General features: G+C 65.5%; 15 protein-coding genes. 2 read left to right on the top strand and 13 right to left on the bottom strand.

Going from position 1 to position 18,758, the window contains the following annotated elements:
• Positions 1–13 precede the first annotated feature (13 nt).
• From galK to ABFX29_RS00605, 7 genes are read right to left on the bottom strand one after another with little or no spacing between them, the layout of a single operon-like run.
• Positions 14–1,156, bottom strand: a complete 1,143-nt coding sequence (galK, locus tag ABFX29_RS00635) for a galactokinase (RefSeq protein ID WP_152228140.1) — start codon at positions 1,154–1,156, stop codon at positions 14–16.
• Positions 1,153–2,304: a galactose-1-phosphate uridylyltransferase gene (galT, locus tag ABFX29_RS00630; protein WP_152228142.1), complete on the bottom strand. Its 1,152-nt coding sequence runs from the start codon at positions 2,302–2,304 to the stop codon at positions 1,153–1,155. The genes galK and galT overlap by 4 nt, the downstream gene beginning before the upstream one ends.
• Positions 2,301–4,409 (bottom strand): alpha-galactosidase, encoded by a 2,109-nt coding sequence (locus ABFX29_RS00625; protein ID WP_152228144.1) that lies wholly within the window; start codon positions 4,407–4,409, stop codon positions 2,301–2,303. The genes galT and ABFX29_RS00625 overlap by 4 nt, the downstream gene beginning before the upstream one ends.
• Entirely contained in the window at positions 4,406–7,483 is a 3,078-nt protein-coding gene (locus ABFX29_RS00620) for a glycoside hydrolase family 2 TIM barrel-domain containing protein (protein ID WP_152228146.1), read from the bottom strand. Before ABFX29_RS00620 ends, ABFX29_RS00625 begins: the two co-directional genes overlap by 4 nt.
• A 35-nt stretch (positions 7,484–7,518) precedes the next feature.
• Complete coding sequence (locus ABFX29_RS00615; RefSeq protein ID WP_152228148.1) at positions 7,519–8,460, bottom strand: carbohydrate ABC transporter permease; 942 nt, start codon at positions 8,458–8,460, stop codon at positions 7,519–7,521.
• Positions 8,457–9,368, bottom strand: coding sequence for a carbohydrate ABC transporter permease (locus ABFX29_RS00610; protein WP_152228150.1), 912 nt, complete (start codon positions 9,366–9,368; stop codon positions 8,457–8,459). Before ABFX29_RS00610 ends, ABFX29_RS00615 begins: the two co-directional genes overlap by 4 nt.
• A gap of 27 nt (positions 9,369–9,395) precedes the next feature.
• Positions 9,396–10,751, bottom strand: a complete 1,356-nt coding sequence (locus ABFX29_RS00605; protein ID WP_152228152.1) for an ABC transporter substrate-binding protein — start codon at positions 10,749–10,751, stop codon at positions 9,396–9,398.
• A gap of 252 nt (positions 10,752–11,003) precedes the next feature.
• On the opposite strand from ABFX29_RS00605, the gene ABFX29_RS00600 reads away from it, so the two are divergent.
• On the top strand, positions 11,004–11,789 hold the full coding sequence (locus ABFX29_RS00600; RefSeq protein ID WP_152228154.1) for a DeoR/GlpR family DNA-binding transcription regulator: 786 nt from the start codon (positions 11,004–11,006) through the stop codon (positions 11,787–11,789).
• On the opposite strand, the gene ABFX29_RS00595 is transcribed toward ABFX29_RS00600, so the two are convergent.
• A complete protein-coding gene (locus ABFX29_RS00595) occupies positions 11,786–12,598 on the bottom strand; it encodes a lysophospholipid acyltransferase family protein (RefSeq protein ID WP_152228156.1) in 813 nt (270 codons plus the stop codon). The two genes, ABFX29_RS00600 and ABFX29_RS00595, sit on opposite strands and share 4 nt — an antisense overlap.
• Before the next feature lie 91 nt (positions 12,599–12,689).
• The gene (locus tag ABFX29_RS00590; protein WP_152228158.1) at positions 12,690–13,532 is read right to left on the bottom strand and encodes a class I SAM-dependent methyltransferase; all 843 of its coding nucleotides are present in this window, start codon (positions 13,530–13,532) and stop codon (positions 12,690–12,692) included.
• 129 nt (positions 13,533–13,661) lie between these two features.
• On the opposite strand from ABFX29_RS00590, the gene ABFX29_RS00585 reads away from it, so the two are divergent.
• Positions 13,662–14,615 carry an alpha/beta fold hydrolase gene (locus ABFX29_RS00585; protein WP_152228160.1) on the top strand — a complete coding sequence of 318 codons (954 nt, stop codon included), beginning with the start codon at positions 13,662–13,664 and terminating at the stop codon, positions 14,613–14,615.
• Here ABFX29_RS00585 and ABFX29_RS00580 read toward each other — a convergent pair.
• The 4 genes from ABFX29_RS00580 to ABFX29_RS00565 form a co-directional block, all read right to left on the bottom strand.
• Entirely contained in the window at positions 14,612–15,364 is a 753-nt protein-coding gene (locus ABFX29_RS00580; protein ID WP_152228162.1) for a glycosyltransferase family 2 protein, read from the bottom strand. The genes ABFX29_RS00585 and ABFX29_RS00580 overlap by 4 nt on opposite strands.
• 163 nt (positions 15,365–15,527) lie before the next feature.
• Complete coding sequence (locus ABFX29_RS00575; RefSeq protein ID WP_152228164.1) at positions 15,528–16,151, bottom strand: malonic semialdehyde reductase; 624 nt, start codon at positions 16,149–16,151, stop codon at positions 15,528–15,530.
• 86 nt (positions 16,152–16,237) lie between these two features.
• A complete protein-coding gene (ligD, locus tag ABFX29_RS00570; RefSeq protein WP_152228166.1) occupies positions 16,238–17,275 on the bottom strand; it encodes a non-homologous end-joining DNA ligase in 1,038 nt (345 codons plus the stop codon).
• A 54-nt stretch (positions 17,276–17,329) separates the two neighbouring features.
• Positions 17,330–18,592 (bottom strand): MFS transporter, encoded by a 1,263-nt coding sequence (locus ABFX29_RS00565; RefSeq protein WP_246167489.1) that lies wholly within the window; start codon positions 18,590–18,592, stop codon positions 17,330–17,332.
• Between the last annotated feature and the right edge of the window lie 166 nt (positions 18,593–18,758).

The raw sequence follows: 18,758 nt of genomic DNA, 5'->3' as shown, positions 1-18,758 counted from the left end.
GGATCTGCGGCGCTTAGTGATCCCGATGCGCTCCGGCTCCGGGCTCGACGGCGAAGATGTCCGGCGCGGTGTAGCCGGCGCGCCCGAAGGCCCGCACGACTGCGGCGCCAACCTGCCCGGCCTCCCGGGCATCCACCAGGGCGATCGCTGAACCTCCGAATCCCCCGCCGGTCATCCGCGCTCCGGCGGCACCGGCTGCCGTGGCTGTTTCCACGGCCAGGTCCAGCTCCGGGGAGGAGACCTCAAAGTCATCCCGGAGTGATTCGTGGCTTGAGGCAAGCACCTGCCCAAGGGCGCGGATCGGACGCCCCGATTCCAGGTGCGCGACGGCGGTGAGCACCCGGGCATTCTCGCTCACTACGTGCCGGGCCCGCCGATAGGCCAACTGGTCAAGCTGCGGTGCCGCCAGGACCAGGTCCGGCAGGGTCACCTCCCGCAGCGACTCCACGCCCAGCGCCCCGGCCGCCCGCTCGCAGTCGCTTCGGCGCTCGGCATACCCGCCGGAATCATGGGCGTGGCTGACTTTCGTATCGATGACCAGCAGGGACATCCCCTGTCCGGCCAGGTCCAGCGGAACCAGCCGGCTTTCCCGCGACCGGCAGTCCAGGAACAGTGCCTGCCCGGCTTCGGAGAGCAGCGAGGCCGACTGGTCCAGGATTCCGGTGGGAGCGCCGGCGAACTCGTTCTCTGCCTGCTGGCAGAGCAGTACCAGCTCTTCGTCAGGCAGGTCCGCGCCGGAGAGCTCCCTGACGGCTAAGGCCGCAGCGCACTCCACCGCGGCAGACGAGGACAGACCGGCACCCACCGGGACGTCAGAGTCCAGGAGCATGTCCATGCCTGGTACCGCCGCGCCGCGAAGCCCAAAGGCCCAGTGCACCCCGGCCAGGTAACGGCTCCACCCGGCCAGACGTCCCGGCGCCAGTTCCGCCACCTTGATGTGTGCCCTGTCGCTGCCCGGTGCAGTCGTGGCCAGCCGGAGCACTCCGTCCGGCCGCGCAGCAGCGGCGATCCGGGCCCGGCGGTCAATCGCCAGCGGGAAGACGAACCCCTGGTTGTAGTCGGTGTGCTCGCCGATCAGGTTGACCCGGCCGGGAGCGGACCAGATGCCCTGTGGTTCATACCCGTAGAGTTCGGCGAACGCGGCCCGGATGTTCATGCCGTTCCTCCGCCCCGGGCGTCAAAGGGAGGAAGGGTTTGTCGCAGCCGGGCGGCTGTTTCTTCCGGACTGACATCAGCGATGAAGGCCCCCATCGCGGCCTCGGATCCGGCGAGGTACTTCAGTTTGTTCTCGGCCCGCCTGGGTGAGGTCACCTGCAGGTGCATCCGGTAGGAGTTCCTGCCGGGATGCTCCACTGGAGCCTGGTACCACGCCGCGATATAGGGGGTGGGAGTTGGATACAGGCCCTCTATCCGGCGCAGGACGTCCAGATAGAGCGCGGACAGTTCTTCCCGTTCATCGCCGGTGAGTGAGGCAAGGTCCGGAACGTTCCGGTGCGGCACCAGATGGACCTCCAGCGGCATCCTTGCAGCATAGGGAACGTAGGCTGTCCACCACCGTCCGCGCGCCACCACCCGGTTCCCCTCCTCCAGCTCCCGTGCCAGGAGATCACCAAAAAGGTCACCGCCGGTTTCCGCACGGTATGCCTGGACCGATTCAAGCTGGCGCAGCGTCCGGGGGGTCGCGAACGGGTAGGCATAGATCTGGCCGTGCGGATGGTGCAGGGTCACGCCGATCTCGGCACCGCGGTTCTCGAAGATGAATACCTGCGCTACGCCTTGGATGCGGGAAAGTTCAGCCGTGCGGTGCGCCCACGCCCGGATCACCGTACGGGCACGCTCCAGGGTCAGTCCCGCGAACGAAGCATCGTGCTGTGGCGCGAAGGCCACTACTTCGCACCGCCCGGCTGCGGGGGCATCCGCTTGGGCAGCATGGACGCCGGATCCGGTGCCTGGACCGAATGCCGGAAACCGGTTCTCGAAGACCGCGACGTCGTACGCACGTGCCGGAATCTCGGTGGCACGCTCCGGTCCGGAAGGGCACAGCGGGCACTCCGAAGCCGGCGGCAGGTGCGTACGCCTCTGGCGGTGTTCGGCGTAGGACACCCACTCCCCAAGCAGCGGGTCGTAGCGCATCCGCGGTGTTTGCGGGCGCGGGGGCAGGCGGCGGGTATCAGCAGGCGGGGTTGCACGGGAACGCGCCGGGGCTTCTCCGGCGTCGAAGAAATACAGCAGCTCCCGCCCGTCGGCCAGGTGCATCCGTTGGGGTTCAGTCTCCGGTTCAGGGTGGATGGCAGGGGCGCTCATGCACCCTCCGTTCGGCGGGCATGCAGCAGCATGGCACGCTCCGGGTTAAGGACGGGAAGGGGAACGCCCGCCGTGCCCAGCCAGGCGCCGCCGGCGTGCAGGCCTGTGGCAAGCCAGGCCGGCGGGGTGCGCTGCAGGAAAGTTCCCGGTTCATCAAGTATCACTGGATCCAGCCTATAGCCCTGTTCCGGATCCAGCCCCGGCAGGGCGGCCCTCCCGGGAGTTTCGTCCAGGGTGCTGTCCAGTGTCGCGTAAACGTACAGCGCTTCACTGCGGTCCGGAGCGACGGCGCCGTAGAGCTGCAGCCCGGGGTCCGCCAGGTCAGCCCGAACGGCTGTTCCGTTGTGGATCAGGGTGCGGTGCTGCTTGTAGAGGGCAATGAGTCCGGCCAGCAGTTCCCGGTCCCGGCCCTTGGCTTCCCGAATGTCCCATTCCATCCCGAAGTGCCCAAAGAGCGCCGTCAGGCCCCGGAAAACCAGGCTGTGTGTCCTGCCGGAGGTATGCGCCTGCGGCGGACCGATGTGCTGGCCCACCAATTCCGGGGGCAGCAGGCGCTGGGTCCATTGCTGGATCCGCTGCCGCTCCAGTGCGTCGTTGGAGTCCGATGCCCACACCCGGTCCGCGAATTCAAGCACGCCCAGGTCCACGCGTGCGCCGCCGGAGGAACAGGCTTCGATTTCAACGTGCGGGTGACGGGCCTTGAGCTCGCTCATGAGCCGGTAGGCAGCCAGGGTCTGGTTCCGCGCAGATGGCCTGCCCTGCGATGCCATGTCGGTCAGGTCCCTGTTCTGGTCCCATTTCAGGAAGGAAATCTGATGGTTCGCCAGCAGGTCATCCAGCTGACGGAGTACATGCTTGAAGGCTTCTCCGCGGGTCAGGTCCAGCACCTGCTGATGCCGCCATTGAGGAGGAAGCTCCTCGGTGCGCGCGCGGCAGATCCACTCCGGATGTGAGCGTGCGGTGTCCGAGTCCAGGCTGATCATCTCCGGCTCCACCCAAAGGCCGAATTCCATGCCCAGGCCGCGGACGTGGCTGATCAGCGGATCAAGCCCCTCCGGCCACGCCTCGGGCGAGACCGTCCAGTCCCCGAGGCCCCTGTGGTCGTCCCGGCGCCCGCCGAACCACCCGTCGTCCAGCACAAACCGCTCCGTGCCAAGGGCAGCGGCTGTGTCGGCCAGTTCCCGGAGTGTTTGGAGGTTGTGGTCGAAATAGACCGCTTCCCAGGTGTTGAGCACCACCGGCCGCGGCCGGCGCGGATGGTTTGGCCGGGTACGCAGCCAGGTGTGGAAGGCGGCGGTGATGCCGTCCAGCCCGGCGTTCGAATGGGCAGCGTAGAGCCACGGCGTGGTGTACGACTCGCCCGGTGCGAGTTCGGCTTCGCCCGGACCGAAGAGTTCCTCGGCTGCGAGCATCCTGGAGGGATCGGGTGTCCGTTCGGCGCGCACGCGCCAGTTCCCGCTCCAGGCGAAATGCACCGCCTGGACCTTGCCGTGCCGGTTTCCGAACCCCGGAGTCCCGGCAGCCAGCAGCACGGGGGCATCGTGGCCTGTGCGCCCGTGACGCCCCTCCCGCAGCCAGGTTCCCTGGCCGAAGGGAAGCCGCTGGGGTGAACGTTCCCGGGTCCAGCGGCCAGTAGTATCCAGCAGTTCCCCGGCCTCTGGGGCCACAGGCAGGCACACCGAGAGATGCAGCAGCTGGTAGGGGCCGCTTCCAGTGTTCGCAAGGGTGTTCCGTATCCTCAACAGGCCCCCTTCAAGAAGCTCCAGCTCTGTCTTGAGCTGCAGGGCTGTATCGGCGTCCTCAGCGGTCAGGGTGAGGACGAAGCCTGACTTCTGCACGTCGGGATTCCGGAATCGGGGAGACGCATCGGCACGGTTCCGGGAACCCGAGACCAGAGGAGTTCCCCGCCACCCTTCAGCTGCCGCCGGCCACAACGGGTTGGCAACCACTGGGAAATCGTACCGGGAGTGGACCACGGGGGCGGCAAGGTCCGAAGCTGTGGGGATCTGTCCCGGCAGCACCGCTCCCCAGTGCAGGACCTGTGGAAGGCCGGACACGTCCAGGATGACGGCGGTGCCGTCCCTTTCGAGTATTACGCTGCTCATGGCTCGCGGTTCCCTTCCGTGGTGTTGCCCTTGACTGTGAAGCGGATCAGCAGGTGCATGGATTGTGCCGTGTAGGCGTGTTCGGGAAGCACGTCGATTCCGCAGGACCGGCTGCCCAGTCCGTGGGCGCCGCCGTCAAGCACCAGGTGCCAGCGGCTGGAGGCCGGGAGCTCGGCGTCGTGCCCAGCCGCGGCCAGTTCGGCTGCTGAGTAAGGAAGCAGGGTGAAACCTGCCTCGGACGGCGCCTCCAGCAGTTCGACGCGAAGTGTGCGTCCTTGGGAGAGGCCGGCTTCAAGCCAGCGGACGCTGCTGCGCCTGCCGTTCTCCTGGGGACGGGGATACCGGGTACCCAGGGCGGCGGCTGGAAGCTCGTGGACTCCCCAGTGCTGGGCTGTGCAGGAATCAGGGTAGGCCTCGCCGGGGCCCAGGCCCAGCCAGCGTACAGCTGCCGTTTCGCCCAGCAGGCCTGCCGGCAGCGTGAACACAAGTCCCAGCCGGGCCAGCGGGAAGCCCCAATCCGTGAGGGACTCCACGCTGGCGCCGAGGATCAGCCCGTCGGCCTGCGCAGTCCAGTCCAAGCTGACGCTGAATCCGCCGGCGGCGGATGGAGGTGAATACCTGTGGGTAACGGCGGCGGAGGCACTGTCCCTCCGGTCCAGGTTTTCGGTCCGTTTGCAGAGGCGGTCCAGGCGTGCGGCTTCCCAGTGCTCTGCGAGGGCGGTCACCGGACCCGGAGCAGTCCCGGCATAGCCGTCCCAGTCGAACCCTGCCGGCTGCTCAGTGCGCAGCTCCCGGTTAGGCTCGATAGTTCCGCGGTCGTTGTCCGTTGGTGCCCGCCAGGGCAGCAGTACCGGGCCCTGGAGACGTATTCCGTGAAGCGACTCGAGGAGGCCGTCTTCGGCGAGGTGCAGGGCGGCGCCCCGGGCAAAGGCCGGCAGGCCCGGTTCAGGCACCGTCCCGGCACCTGGCTCCGCCGTTGCGGGAGGAAGTACCCGCTGTCCCCAGGCCACAACGTGGCCAGCCGGCGCCCACGGGCGTTGACCCCGGGTTTTCGCCGAGATCCGCAGCGCGGCCCCTGAAGCCGGAGGCAGGGACATCGCATCAGCTGCTTCCGGCGGCAGCGGCACCTCCACCTGCCCGCGGGGCGCGGCGTCGGGCAGTGCCAGGGTGCCGCTGGCAAGTGTTTTGCCTTCGCCGTCCCGCACCTCCCAAACGAGGTCATAGCCGCCGGAGCCTGCAAAGTCCTGCCGGTTGGTGACGGTGACGGTCTGCTCCCCCACGGTTATCCGGAACGGTTCAAACACCTTGGCAAGTTCCACCAAACCGGGACTCGGCGTTCCGTCGGCCATGGCCAGCCCGTCTAGGACAAAGTTCCCGTCATGGACCGGTTCGAGGAAATCCCCGCCGTAGGCAACTGCCGGCTTGCCGTCAGCCGTGAACGCGTCAAGCCCGTGGTCTTTCCATTCCCAGATGAATCCGCCCGCGAACCTGGGATGGGCATCCATCAGCTCTTCATAGGCGGACAGGCCGCCGGGGCCGTTTCCCATGGCGTGGGCATACTCGCAGAGCAGGAAGGGCTTCGACGCGACCCTTGCTGCGGCGGCAGGTTCCATGCCCGGTATCGGGTGGCCCGCGGCAATCGAGCGGCATTCCTGAACCGTTGCGTACATGCGCGAGTACACGTCTGTGTATTCGCAGGTGCGGTCCCCTTCGTAGTGGATGGGGCGGCCCGGGTCCGTGTCCCGGAGCCAGGCGGCCATCGCCGCAAGGTTCCGTCCAGTGCCGGACTCGTTGCCCAGGGAGAACATAATGACGCTTGGGTGGTTTGCATCACGGGTCCACGTGCGCCGGATCCGGTCCATGAGGGCATCGGACCAAACGGGCGAATCCGCCGGGTTGTCCTTCCAGTCCGTGAAGACAAACCCATGGGTCTCGAGGTCGCACTCGTCGATGACCCAGAAGCCCAGTTCATCCGCCAGGTCAAGCAGGTGGCTTGCCGGCGGGTAGTGGCTGGTACGGATGGCGTTGATGTTGTGGCGCTTCATGGACACAAGCTCCGCGCGGGAGAATTCGCGGGTCACGGCGCGGCCTGCAGCGGGGTGGAACTCGTGGCGGTTGACCCCCTTGAGCCGGACCGGAGCACCGTTCACCAGCAGGCGTCCGCCTTCGGCCTGCACGGTCCGGAAACCAACGCGCAGGCGCACCTGTTCACCCGGGCTGCTCACGGACACCTCGTACAGCCGCGGCGTCTCCGCCGTCCAGGGATCCACGCCGGCCACCGTGACGGTATGCGGTTCGGGTGAGTTCAGCTGCAGCTCCAGCCCGAGTTCAACGATCACTGCTCTCAGCGGATAGGCATCCGGTGCCGACTGGGCGCTCAGCGTGAGCGTCCCCCTGCCGGCGTCGTATCCGGTATCGGCAACTACGTTGCGGATACCCCGGCGCGGCTGTCCCACCAGGGTGACCGGACGGAAGATTCCGGGCAGCCACCACTGGTCCTGGTCCTCCAGGTAGCTCGATGCCGAGAATTGGTGCACCCGGACCACCAGGCGGTTCCCTGCGGGCCGCAGGTGTGCGGTGACGTCGAACTCATGGGTCAGCCTGCTGCCGGAGGCATAGCCAAGTTCGACGCCGTTCAGCCACACCTTGAAGGTGGATTCGACACCCTCAAAACGCAGCAGTACCGCCTCCAGTGCGGCTGGATCCGCCAACGCCGTCCCGTGCAGGTCAAACTCCCGAAGGTAGTCACCGGTCCCGTTGGCGTCCGGGACAAAGGGCGGGTCCAGAGGGAAGGGGTACTGCACATTGGTGTACCAGGGGCTCCCGAACCGGTTCTTCTCCCCCAGCACCAGCGGGCCGTTGGCGGCATCGAGCATCCAGTGCCCGGGAACATTGACGGTGTCCGGAAATGCTTCACCGTCCGGGTCAGCCGCCGCGCCCGCAATGGACGGGCTCCAGCGGAAGCCCCAGCTGCCGTCCAAGCTCACTTCCGGGCGGTCGGACTCGAAGGACGCCCGGGGAGGGAGGGACCCTGCGCCTGGGCCCGGGTCGGCATAGTACGGGAGGGAAGCCACGTGGACCTGCTTTCTGGAAAAGGTGGAACCGCCGGCTACTTGGTGGATCCCATGGTGAGGCCGGCTACAAAGTGCTTTTGGAGAAGGACAAAGATAATGACGGTGGGCAGGGCAACCAGGATTGCCGCCGCTGCCACCAGGTTGTTGTCCGTAAAGAAGGCGCCTTTAAGGTTGTTGAGGGCGCTCGTCACCGGCATTTTGTCACCGTCCCGCAACAGGACCAGGGCCCAGAAGAAGTCGTTGTAGATCCACGCGAACTGCAATGTTCCAAGGGCGGCCAGCGCCGGACGGGTCAGCGGCATGACGATCTGTGAGTACTGCCGCCACACGCCCGCTCCGTCCACCTGGGCGGCCTCCGTGAGTTCGTGCGGGAGTGCCCTCATGTAGTTGCTGAGCACAAACACGCAGAACCCCATCTGGAAGGCGACGTTGATGAGGATGATTCCCAGCTGGCTGTTGTAGAGCCCCAGCGAGAGGAACAACCGGTAGAGCGGGGTGATAATCACCTGCTGGGGCAGCAGGTTCGCGGCCGTGAAGAACATCAGGAGGGCGATGTTGAACCGGAAGCTGAAGCGGGCCAGGACAAACGCCGCGCAGGATGCGGCGAACAGCACCAGGATCACCGCCGGAACGGCGATGATCAGGGAGTTTAGGAAGTACTTGGGCAGCTCCGCCTGCGACCAGGCCGTAGCGTAGTTGTCAAAGGTCAGGGTGTCCGGCAGGGACACATAGCCCTTCTCTGCCGTTTCCGAATACGGCCGCAGTGACGTGTACAGGGCCCAAAGCAGCGGCAGCAGCCATATCAGTGCCCACAGGGCCAGGCAGGCGTGCAGGACTATCCGGGCTGCCTTCACCCGCTGGGTGCGCTGCGCCGGCACGGTCTTCCCGGTTTTGCTGCCATGCGTGCCCGGTGATTCCGGCCCCGCAGTGTTGCGCGCCGGCTCGGCAGCGCCTCCGGCCTGGAGTGTGTGGCTCATGCCGATTCCTTCCTGAAGGTCTGCACCAGGTAGGTGATGATGAAGGCCAGTGAAATGAGCAGGAGCACGACGGCGATCGCCGACCCAAAGCCGATTCGGCTGGCTTCCCCGACGATGTTGTTGGTGATCAGCACCGAGAGCAGTTCCAGGCCGTTGGTTCCCTTGTTGATGATGTAGACGATGTCGAAGGCACGGAGGCCTTCAATGACCGTCACCACCAGAACCACGATGTTGATGGGTTTCATGGCCGGAAAAACCACGCGGCTGAAGGTCTGCCACTGATTGGCGCCGTCAAGGGCAGCCGCTTCCTTCATGGAAGCGTCCACGCCTTTCAGGCCCGCGAGGTAAAGCACCATGATGTACCCGACGTGCCGCCAGCCCGCCGCCACCAGGACTGCCGGCAGGTTGATGGAGGAGTCGCCGAGCCAGTTGACCTCCAGCCCGGAGAGCTGGTTGATCAGGCCCTGGTCCTGGGAATAGATCAGCGTCCAGATGAATCCGACCAGGGCAAGCGAAAGCACAACCGGCAGGTAGAAAACGCTTTGGTAAAAGCGGCTGCCCCTAATGGACTTGTCCAGGATGACCGCCAGCAGGAGGCCCAGCGGAGTGGCAATCAGCGCCAGAGCCAGGAGCCAGACGATGTTGTTGCGCAGCGCCGGCCAGAAGGGCGGGTAGATGGTGAATGCCTGCGTGTAGTTCTCCCCGCCGACCCACACCGGATCCGTCACGCCGTTCCAGCGGGTCAGGGAAAGGAACACCGAGGCCAGTGCCGGCCCCCAGATGAGCCCAGCGACCAGCAGGGCCGGTACACCAAGCATCAGGACCATCACCAGCCGGTCGCGCGCGGAGTACTTGCGCACGCGGCCGCGGGGACTGCGGATTCCAGCAGCGGGAGGTAGGGCGCTCATTCTGTGCCTGTTCTCTGGTCTCGGTTCTCAGTCCACGAAAATGGACTTTTTCTGTGTCTCGATGTCCGAGAGCACACTGTCCACGTTGTCCGGGTCATTGATGAAGGCCTGCAGTGAGGGGATCATCACCGTTGACGCGAAGTCCGGACGGGTGTCGCGGTCCATGAACTGGGCGATGTGTTTCGCGGAGGAAACCAGCTCCATGCCCTTTTGCTGCAACGCCGTGTAGCCCGAGGTGTCCGCGCCGTTCACGGGTGCGATGAGGCCCTTGTCCGAATCCGTGTTGATCTTCTGTGCCTCGGGGGAACCGAGGAACTCGAGCAGGTCCATGGCGGTACCGCCGTTTTGAGTGGTGGCGCTCATCATGAACCCATCAATGGGTGCATCGATGCTGTCCGTGCCGAACTCGGGGTTGATTTCCGGGAAAGCGAAGAAATCCAGGTCTTCGAGGGCTTCCCCGCCTTCGGCGTCCTGGAACTGCTGGGACACGAACATGCCCAGCAGGTAGGTTCCGCTGGTCTTCTGCAGCAGTCCCTGCGCAGCCTCCTGCCATTCCCGTCCGAGGGCGCCTTCCTGGTGATAGGGCAGCAGGGTCTTCCACGTCTGGAAAACCTCCTTGACCTCGCCTGACTCCCAGGATTCCTCTCCTGCCAGCAGCCGCGTGTGATAGTCGTAGCCATTGATGCGCATGTTCAGGACATCGAAGGTTCCCATTGCTTCCCAACCGCCCTGGTCGGCGAATCCGATGGGCACCAGACCGTCCTGCTGCATCGCCTTGGACAACTCGATGTACTCATCCAGGGTGGTTGGGATGGTGTAGCCGTTGTCAGCGAAAACGGACTTCCGGTAGAAGACAGCCCACGGGTAATAGGACAGCGGTACGAAGTACTGCTTCCCGTCGCTGGCCGTGGCGGCCTCCTTGAAGGACTGGCTGAAGCCGTCACCGAAACGGTCCCAGACGCTGGAGATGTCCCCCGCGAGCCCCTGGTCAGCGAAGAACTTCATCCGGTAGCCGCTAAACCAGGTGAAAACGTCGTCGGGATCGCCCTGCAGGTAGCTGTTGATCTGTTCCTGGAACGTGTTGTGGTCAACCGTATTGATCTTCACGTCGGCGCCGGAGGACTCCATGAACGCATCCATGATGTTGGCGTAGGCGGCCTTGGGGACGGCGTCGGACTGGTTGGAACCCACCGTGATGGCGCCGGTCCCCTCGGCAGTGGATCCGCCGCCGCCGCAGGCGCTCAGGGCAGCCATGGAGCCGAGGCCGAGGGCCCCGCCAAGGAGTGAGCGCCGGCTGACATTCACCCTTGCTGCGGCTGAAAGCGCAGAGGGGGCCGGGGAAAGCGGACGGGAAGCTGCGCGCGGGTCGAAACGGGGTGCCATGGCGTCTCCTTTGAATCAATGGCAGTGCCTGAAGGTGCTGGAGGGTGCAGAGCATGAGCCTTAAAGCTCACAGATATGAACATGGTCGATCAGATTCCAACGCGATCTCGGAATGCCCACACTATGGCACAGGTCACACTGACGTGCAACAGTCACACTTGGCTGGGCAGCACACGGCTAAGCCGGAATGTTCGAATATGTTGATTCGGGTTCGCCTCCGTGGCAGTCTGAGAGCCTAAGAGAGGAAAACGCATGGCAGAAATGCTCCCCGCCCAGCGTCAGCAGCGGATCATCGACCGGCTGAACTCGGACGGGCAGGTGCGGGTGAATGAACTGGCCGCCGCCCTGGGTGTGTCCGATATGACCATCCGGCGCGATCTCACGGAACTCGAGGGCCGCGGGGCCCTGGTCAAAGTCCACGGCGGTGCCACGCTGGAAGCGGCGGCAACAAGCCTTGAGCCGGGCTTCGCTGCGAAACTGCAGCGGGAATCTGCGGAGAAGGCGGCCATCGCGGGGCTCGCGCTAAAGATGATCCGTCCGGGCATGTCCGTTGCGCTGAACTCGGGAACCACCACCTTCGCGCTGGCCAAGCGGCTCGCCGGGATCCAGGACCTTACCGTCGTCACCAATTCCCCGCGCATAGCGGACGTGCTCTGGCAGGCGGATGAAGCCGGCCAGACGGTGATCCTGACCGGCGGTGTGCGCACACCCTCCGATGCTCTGGTGGGGCCCCTTGCCCTTTCCGCCCTGAGCCGGCTGCACGTTGACATGTGTTTTATGGGGGTCCACGGAGTGACCCTGGAAGACGGGTTCACCACCCCCAACATGCTCGAGGCACAGACCAACCAGGCATTCATTTCCTGCGCGGCGCAGGTCGCCGTCCTGGCCGACCACACCAAGTGGGGAACAACGGGGCTCTCACAGATTGCGCCCGTGTCAGGCGCTGACTACCTCTTCAGCGATGCTGGGCTGCCGGAGAAGGCACGTGCCGAACTCCGCCAGGTGATCGACGTCGTGCAGACAGCCCCCGCCGCCTAACCGGTGATCTTGTACTTGGCCCGGTCCGCTTCGTCCAGGACCACCTGCTCCTCGGGGGTCATCGCTGACCCGCCTCGGCTTACGGGCATCCACCAGGCGCCTTCGGGGGCCTTTTCGGGATAAGTGTCGATGCACTCGTCGATGCCGGCCTGGAGGATCTCCTGCAGGCGGGCAGTCTCCTCCGGCACAGAGGCGGCCGGGTCGATCTTCAGCGGTTCGCCAATGTGGATACGGACCGGGGTCTTCCACACTGCCTTCAGGCTCAGGCCGTGTCCGCGGGTGAGCATCCGGTGCCCGCCCCAGACAGAAACGGGAATGATGGGCACATCGGCTTCCGCCGCCATGCGGACCGCTCCGGTCTTCAGCTGGCGCACGGTGAAGCTTCGGCTCACGCCCGCCTCGGGCAGCACTGCCAGGTAGTCGCCCCGGTGCAGCTTCTCCACGGATTCGGTGTAGGCCTCTGCCCCGTTGGACCGGTCCACCACTACGTGTTCACACCAGTCACAGACCGCTGCCACGAACTTCTTGCGTGCTGCCTTCTTGGTAACGAGGTAACGCATATGAACCTTGAGCTGCTTCCACAACAGGTACTCAGCGAAGACAAAGTCCAAGTAGCCGAAGTGCGTGATCGCGACGACGGCGCCCTTGCCCGGCTCCACCGTGCGGTTCAGTCCGCGAATAATCTCGTCCTGCGGCAGGTGCTCAAGCCCGGAAGGAATGACCTTGACCCGGAACAGCTTCACTGCTGCAACTCCGGCAAAGACGATGGAGCGGTAAACGTACTTGTTGGGCCGGCGTTTCGGGGGCACAGTCGACTCCTTGGCTGGGAACGGGACAGCAATGGCAGTTTATCCCCTGCCGTGCCCCGCCGAAAAAACCATTCCGTCAGTCTCCGCGTTGCTAACCGGCTGCGGTTCCCCGCAGCAGCAGGTATTCCCAGTCCATCTCGATGCCGCCTGCGGTGCTGCGGGCGTGGCGTTCGGCGAGGGAGGACAGCTCCCGGTCCAGTGCCGCGCTGCGTTCAAGATCGTCCCCTATCAGCCGGTAGGCGCCTACCACGGGTCCGAAATTCGCCTTGAAGAACTCCTGGAAGTGCTCAGGGTTCTCGAACCGGTCTACGGTGACCATCTCTTTTCGGCTTCGCCAGCCGGTAACCGTTCCCTCCTGGAACAGTCCGGTCACGTAGTCTTCCCTGCCCCACAACGGCGGCCCGGGGGCAGCTGCCTGCGGCGGCTGGTAGTCCCGCATGATGGCTATCAGTTCTCCTACGAACCCCTCGGGCGTCCAGTTCAGCAGCCCTATGGTTCCGCCGGGCCGGCAGACCCGCACCAGCTCCGCCGCAGACTGGCGGTGATTGGGCGCAAACATCACGCCAACGCAGGAAATGACGGCGTCGAAGGTGGCGTCCTTAAACGGCAGGTCCTCGGCATCACCTTCAACCCATTCCAGGTCCAGCCCCTGTGCTCCTGCTGCGCCCCGCCCCGCTTCGAGGAGCTCGGGAGTCAGGTCAAGTGCCACCACCCGGGCGCCGGTCTGCGCGGCGGGAATGGAAGCATTCCCGGTACCGGCAGCCACATCCAGGACGTAGTCCCCCGCAGAGATCCCGGCTTCGACGGCCAGCACTGCACCGAGTTCAGGCACCACTTGCGATGCAACGCTGCCGTAGTCGCCCAGGGCCCACATCCTGCGGTGCCGGTCCTTGAGCTCACTGGACTGATGGGGACGGGACTGGGGTGTATCCATGGCAGGTCTCCTGCGCCAAGCATTCGGATGGGTGTGTGTGGTCCGTTCCGGCAATTCTGATCTTGCCCCCGCGGGCTGTAAAGGCGTGCACACAGGTTCCCGCGGCACCCGCGCTGGCTATCGTTAGGTATGGCCCTTCCGGATGGCGAGGTTCCAGAGGCGTTCGACGGCGCTGCGTACGGTACTGCCGCCCCGCCGGCAGCCGAACTGGATTCGCAGCTTGGATCCATTGACTGGTCCGTCCTGCCGCCGGGCGCTGTCCGGGTTGCCCTTGACGCCCCCAGCGGCAAGCTTGCCGCTGCAGCCATGGGAGAACCGGGCAGGACACCGGTGCTGCTGGTTCCCGGCGTCATGGGTTCCAAGGAGGACTTTTCACTCTTGATGCCGCTTCTGGCTGCCCAGGGTTACTACGTCCAGGCATACGACCTTGCCGGCCAGTACGAGTCGGCCGCTGCCGGTCCGGAGAACCTTTCCCCTCCGCGCAGCCACTACGACTATGACCTGTACGTTCAGGACCTGCTTGCTGTCCTGGACGTCCTGGGCGAACCCGCGCACGTTCTGGGCTATTCGTTTGCGGGCGTAATTGCCGAGCTGGCCCTGCTGCGCCGTCCGGACAGGTTTCGCACCCTGACGCTGATGAGCGCACCCCCTGAACCCGGGCTGGCCTTCCGCTCGGTCAGCATCCTGGGCCCGCTCTCCCCGCTGGTATCCGGTCCGGTAAGCGCAGACCTCATTGTCTGGGGTGTGAAGCGGAATTTCGTTCGGGTGCCGCCCTCCAGGATGGATTTTGTGCGCACGCGCTTCAAGTACACCCGCAGGCAGTCGATCCGGGACATCATCACGCTGATGCGCCATGTTCCGGATGTCCGCCCCCAGCTGGCGGCCCAGCCGCTGCCGAAGCTTGTGGCGGTGGGTGAACACGATGTCTGGCCCAACCGGGTCCATGCCGGGTTTGCCCGGGCCATCAAGGGCCGGCTGGCGGTTTACCGCGGCGGACACAGCCCCTGTGAGACGGCACCCAACCAGCTGGCCCGCGACCTGCTGGCACTTTACGGGGATGCCTCGGGGCCGTCCGGCCCCTAGGCCCTGCCCGCTTGCTGTTCCAGCTGCCACTGCCTGCGCAGCCTCCGCCGCTGCAGGGGACCCTGCTGGCGGAAGTCTGCCGCAAAGGTTGTCCAGGCCATGGAGAGCCGCCTCCCCAGTCCGGACCAGGTGTCCAGCGGACGGGCGGAAACCCCAACCCGCAGGGAGTCCACCCAGAGAACATTCATATCCGGCGCCACTTGCCAGCTCAGGTCCAGATCGTCGTGGATGCGTGAACTTGAACGGTGCACGCCTTCGCGCATGCGCTTCCACATCGACGCAGGAAGGGCGAAGTTGGACCCGAAGATCGGCGGATGTCCCATGAGCAGGTTCATCGACCAGCGGTACCCGGCTATGTAGAGGTGTTCCGCGATCCAGCGGGTCAGCCGGTTGCCGCCGTAGAAGTTTCCGGGGCCGGTAACGACAGTGAGCGGTCCGGCAGCCTCCACCAGGTCCTCCATGCGTTCCAGCCAGTCCGGGGGCGGCACCGAGTCGGCATCGAGCCTGGCCAGCAGCTCGCAGTTCGCAGCATCGAAACCGCAGGCCGTCGCTGCGGCGACTCCCGCAAGGGGCTCGGCCACGCGGCGGACCCCGGCCGCTTCGCAGACGGCAGCGGTGTCGTCAGTGGACTCGTTATCCACCACCACAATCTCGTCTGCCCGGCGGGTCTGGTGCTCAAGGGCCAGCAGGCACCTGCGGAGGAAGGCGGCGTCGTTTCGTACGGGTACCACTACTGAAATGGTTGCCATATCCCCTGCTTTATCCCCTGCTTTCCGGCCTACGCAATCGTCCCACCACCGGAGCCGGGCGTGGAAGGCCAGGTGTCCACGCAGACGCGCCGGCAGCAAAAAGGGCCGGCAAACGCCGGCCCTTTGCTCCCCGGGTTCCCTTTCGGAAACGGACGGGCGGCGGTTAGAGCGTGGTGGTCACTTCGTCGTAGTCGTAGCGCGGCAGGCGGTCGAACCAGGGGTTCTCCCCGGGCTTGCCCACGTTGATGACCATGAAGGTGCGGCGGTTGGTGCCTGCGTGGAATTCGGCGTCGATCCCTGCGGCGTCGAACGCGCCCATCGGACCCGCTGCCAGGCCTACGGAACGGACAGCCATGATGAAGTAGGCAGCCTGCATGTGGGCGTTGTTGTTGCCCATGATGCTGCGCAGCTCGTCATTGCCGTCAAACATGGCCTTGCGGTCCGCAGCGTGCGGGAAGAAGGTCGGGAAGCCTTCGTGCCATTCTGTGTCGAAGCTGAGCACAGCCACGGCCGGCGCTGAGGCCGTCTTGGCCTGGTTGCCCTCGGCCATGTGCTTCACAAGCCGTTCGCGAGCTTCCGGCGAGTTCACCCAGGTGATGCGCATCGGTTGGATGTTCATCGACGTCGGACCCATCTTGGTCAGTTCGTAGATGGCCCGCATCTGCTCCTCGGTCACCGGTTCGGAGCTGAACGTGTTTGCGGTGCGTGCTTCCAGGAAGAGGGTGTCGAGGGCTTCACTGTCCACGACGAACTGATCCTGGCTAATCTCGGTGGTGCTGTTGCTCATGAGGGCACTTTCTGGTTGGCGGACTTACCAGAGGTTGTTAACACCGCCCCGGGGGTCCAGCTTCCCAAAAGTGGCCGTGATGGTCCTCACACCTGGGTATCCGGCAGGCCCATCCTGCGCCGGCTGGGCTGCACCCGAGGCGGCTCGCCGGGCATCTTCGGGTAATCGGGCGGAAAGGGAAGCTCGCCCAGCCCATTGTCCAGGTCCCGCTGCCACCACTGCAGCAGGATGTCGATGCTCCCCCGCCGGTCGCCGAACCCGGCCCACGGGTCCCCGGTCTCTGACAGCCGCCCCGGCACGGTCTCCACGGTGAACTGCCGGGGATCCACTTCTCCAAGTTCCTCCCAGGTGACGGGAGTGGAGACCGGTGCATGCGGCAGTGCCCGCGGGCTGTATGCCCCGGCCATGGTTCGGTCCCTGTTTGCCTGGTTGAAGTCCACGAACACTTTTTGCCCGCGCTCCTCCTTCCACCACGACGTCGTTACCTGCGCGGGGAGACGTCGCTCGAGTTCGCGGGCGGCGGCTATGACGGCGTGCCGGACGTCCTGGAATTCCCGTACGGGTTCAATCGGGGCGAAGACGTGCAGGCCGCGGTTGCCGGAGGTCTTGATGAAGGCCTCCAGGCCTGCTTCGGCCAGCACTTCACGCAGTGCAACCGCGGCCGGGACAGCGTCGTCAAAGCCGGTGCCGGGCTGGGGATCCAGGTCGATGCGCAGCTGGTCAGGGTTGTCCGGGTCCCCGGCCAGGGACGGCCAGGGATGGAAGACCACGGTGTTCATCTGTACCGCCCACACTGCTGCGGCCGGTTCATCGATGACCAGCTGCGGATGGGACCGGGCACTTGGGTAAACCACCATCACGTCCCGGACGTACTCCGGGGCTCCCTTGGGCGGATTCTTGGAGAAGAACTGTTCGCCGTCAATGCCGGCGGGGAAACGCTGGAGTGAAAGGGGCCGGTCGCCGTTGGCTGCCGTGAAGGCATCGCCGACCGCCACCATGTAGTTGGCCAGGTCCAGCTTCGTGAAGCCGGACTCAGGCCACAGCACGCGGTCCGGACTGGAGATGCGGACCTCACGGACGCCGTGCGGCCCGGGCACGGACAGGGTGGTTGCTTTAGCCGCCATGCAGGCAGGCTACCCGCTGCGGACCGTGCTGTCAGCGGTTGCCGTGCCGCTGCCTCAGGCGGTGGCCTTCCGGCCTGCGAACCGGCCGTGGACAAAGTGGTACAGGATCATGGCCGCAGCAACAACGGCGGTGAGGACCGCGTACATTCCGGAGAAGCCTGTCAGGGGAATGAGCAGGCCCAGCAGGAACGGGCCCAGCCCAATGCCGGCGTCGAGGATCAAAAAGAACGTGGACGTGGCAATGCCGATCCGGTGGTCCGGAGCCACGGTAACGGCGATCGCCTGCGCCGTAGGCATCAGTGCCCCGAAGCCCATCCCCACAAAGGCGCCGGCCAGGGCCAGCACAGCTGTGTTCGGCGCCCACGCCAGCATGCCGAGCCCGAGCGCGAATGAAGCCAGGATCGGATATACAACCGCGTTGTCTCCGCGGCGGTCCTGGAGCCGGCCGACAATGAAACGTGAGATGAACACGATCCCGGCGTAAATCAGGAAGAACGCCGACGCCGCGGCCACCATGTCCTTCTCCTGTGCGTAGGAGTTCAGGAAGGTCAGCACGCCGGAGTAGGCCACGCCGGCCACCAGCATCACCGACGCGATCGCCGCGGCGCGGGGTTCGAAGACATCCCCCGGCCGCATGCGCCACTTGGCTGCGGCTTCAGCCGGTGTGATGGCCCGTTCGGGAAGCTTCAGTGCCAGCGCCACCAGCAGTGAAGCGGCAGCGCAGCCGGCGGTGACCAGGTAGAGCGTGTCATAGTCCGTGCGGTCCACCAGCAGCACGGCCAGGAACGGCCCGACGGCGGTGGCCAGGGTATTCGAAATGGAGAAGTAACCCGTGCCCTCGCCCCGGCGTCCCGCGGGGATCAGGCCCATGACCGAGGCGGAGATGGCGGTACTCGCCAAACCGAATGCGGCTCCGTGAAGCACGCGGATGGTTATCAGCACACCCAGGCTTCCGGCCGGGATGTAGAAGAGGGCGGCAACGGTGTAGAACAGCAGCCCCACCAGCAGCATCCTGCGGCGGCCCACGAAGTCCAGGAACTTGCCGGCGAAGATCCTGGCGGCCAGGGCCCCCAGGACAAATGACCCGGCGGTCAGCCCCGCGGCAGTGTCCGAAGCCCCAAACCGCTCCACTGCGTAGAGGGCCATGGATGTCATGAGCAGATAGAAAACCAGGGAGATGAAGAAGTTGACCGCGATGGCCAGGCTGAAAGCCCTGGTCCACAGCCCGCGCGGCCTGCCCTCATCCCGGTTGTGGGCCTGCTTGGCCGCCGGTTCATCCCGGCCCGGTTGTCCCTTGTATTCGCCTTCTTGCGGCAACGTGCGCTCCGTATCCAGTTTCTGCCTGCCATGAGGTTGCCTAACCCAACTTTCCAACGCTACGCCGGACGGCAGGAGGAACAGAATTGATGTCGGCCTCCGCTGAAGGCCTGCTGCCAGCAATTTCACGGCGAATCCGGGAGCCCCCTTCCCCGCCGGTGTGGCC

The sequence above is a fragment of the Arthrobacter gandavensis genome (assembly GCF_039528575.1).
Classification (GTDB): Bacteria; Actinomycetota; Actinomycetes; order Actinomycetales; family Micrococcaceae; genus Arthrobacter_B; species Arthrobacter_B citreus_B.
Note: the sequence above shows the minus strand (reverse complement) of the source record. Positions and strands in the feature narration are given on the sequence as shown.

What these genes read in the sequence shown, in the direction of transcription:
- galK (WP_152228140.1), bottom strand. Translation starts at nt 1,156, where the DNA reads ATGAACATCCGGGCCGCGTTCGCCGAACTCTACGGGTATGAACCACAG.
- galT (WP_152228142.1), bottom strand. Translation starts at nt 2,304, where the DNA reads ATGAGCGCCCCTGCCATCCACCCTGAACCGGAGACTGAACCCCAACGG.
- ABFX29_RS00625 (WP_152228144.1), bottom strand. Translation starts at nt 4,409, where the DNA reads ATGAGCAGCGTAATACTCGAAAGGGACGGCACCGCCGTCATCCTGGAC.
- ABFX29_RS00615 (WP_152228148.1), bottom strand. Translation starts at nt 8,460, where the DNA reads ATGAGCCACACACTCCAGGCCGGAGGCGCTGCCGAGCCGGCGCGCAAC.
- ABFX29_RS00610 (WP_152228150.1), bottom strand. Translation starts at nt 9,368, where the DNA reads ATGAGCGCCCTACCTCCCGCTGCTGGAATCCGCAGTCCCCGCGGCCGC.
- ABFX29_RS00605 (WP_152228152.1), bottom strand. Translation starts at nt 10,751, where the DNA reads ATGGCACCCCGTTTCGACCCGCGCGCAGCTTCCCGTCCGCTTTCCCCG.
- ABFX29_RS00600 (WP_152228154.1), top strand. Translation starts at nt 11,004, where the DNA reads ATGGCAGAAATGCTCCCCGCCCAGCGTCAGCAGCGGATCATCGACCGG.
- ABFX29_RS00590 (WP_152228158.1), bottom strand. Translation starts at nt 13,532, where the DNA reads ATGGATACACCCCAGTCCCGTCCCCATCAGTCCAGTGAGCTCAAGGAC.
- ABFX29_RS00585 (WP_152228160.1), top strand. Translation starts at nt 13,662, where the DNA reads ATGGCCCTTCCGGATGGCGAGGTTCCAGAGGCGTTCGACGGCGCTGCG.
- ABFX29_RS00580 (WP_152228162.1), bottom strand. Translation starts at nt 15,364, where the DNA reads ATGGCAACCATTTCAGTAGTGGTACCCGTACGAAACGACGCCGCCTTC.
- ABFX29_RS00575 (WP_152228164.1), bottom strand. Translation starts at nt 16,151, where the DNA reads ATGAGCAACAGCACCACCGAGATTAGCCAGGATCAGTTCGTCGTGGAC.
- ligD (WP_152228166.1), bottom strand. Translation starts at nt 17,275, where the DNA reads ATGGCGGCTAAAGCAACCACCCTGTCCGTGCCCGGGCCGCACGGCGTC.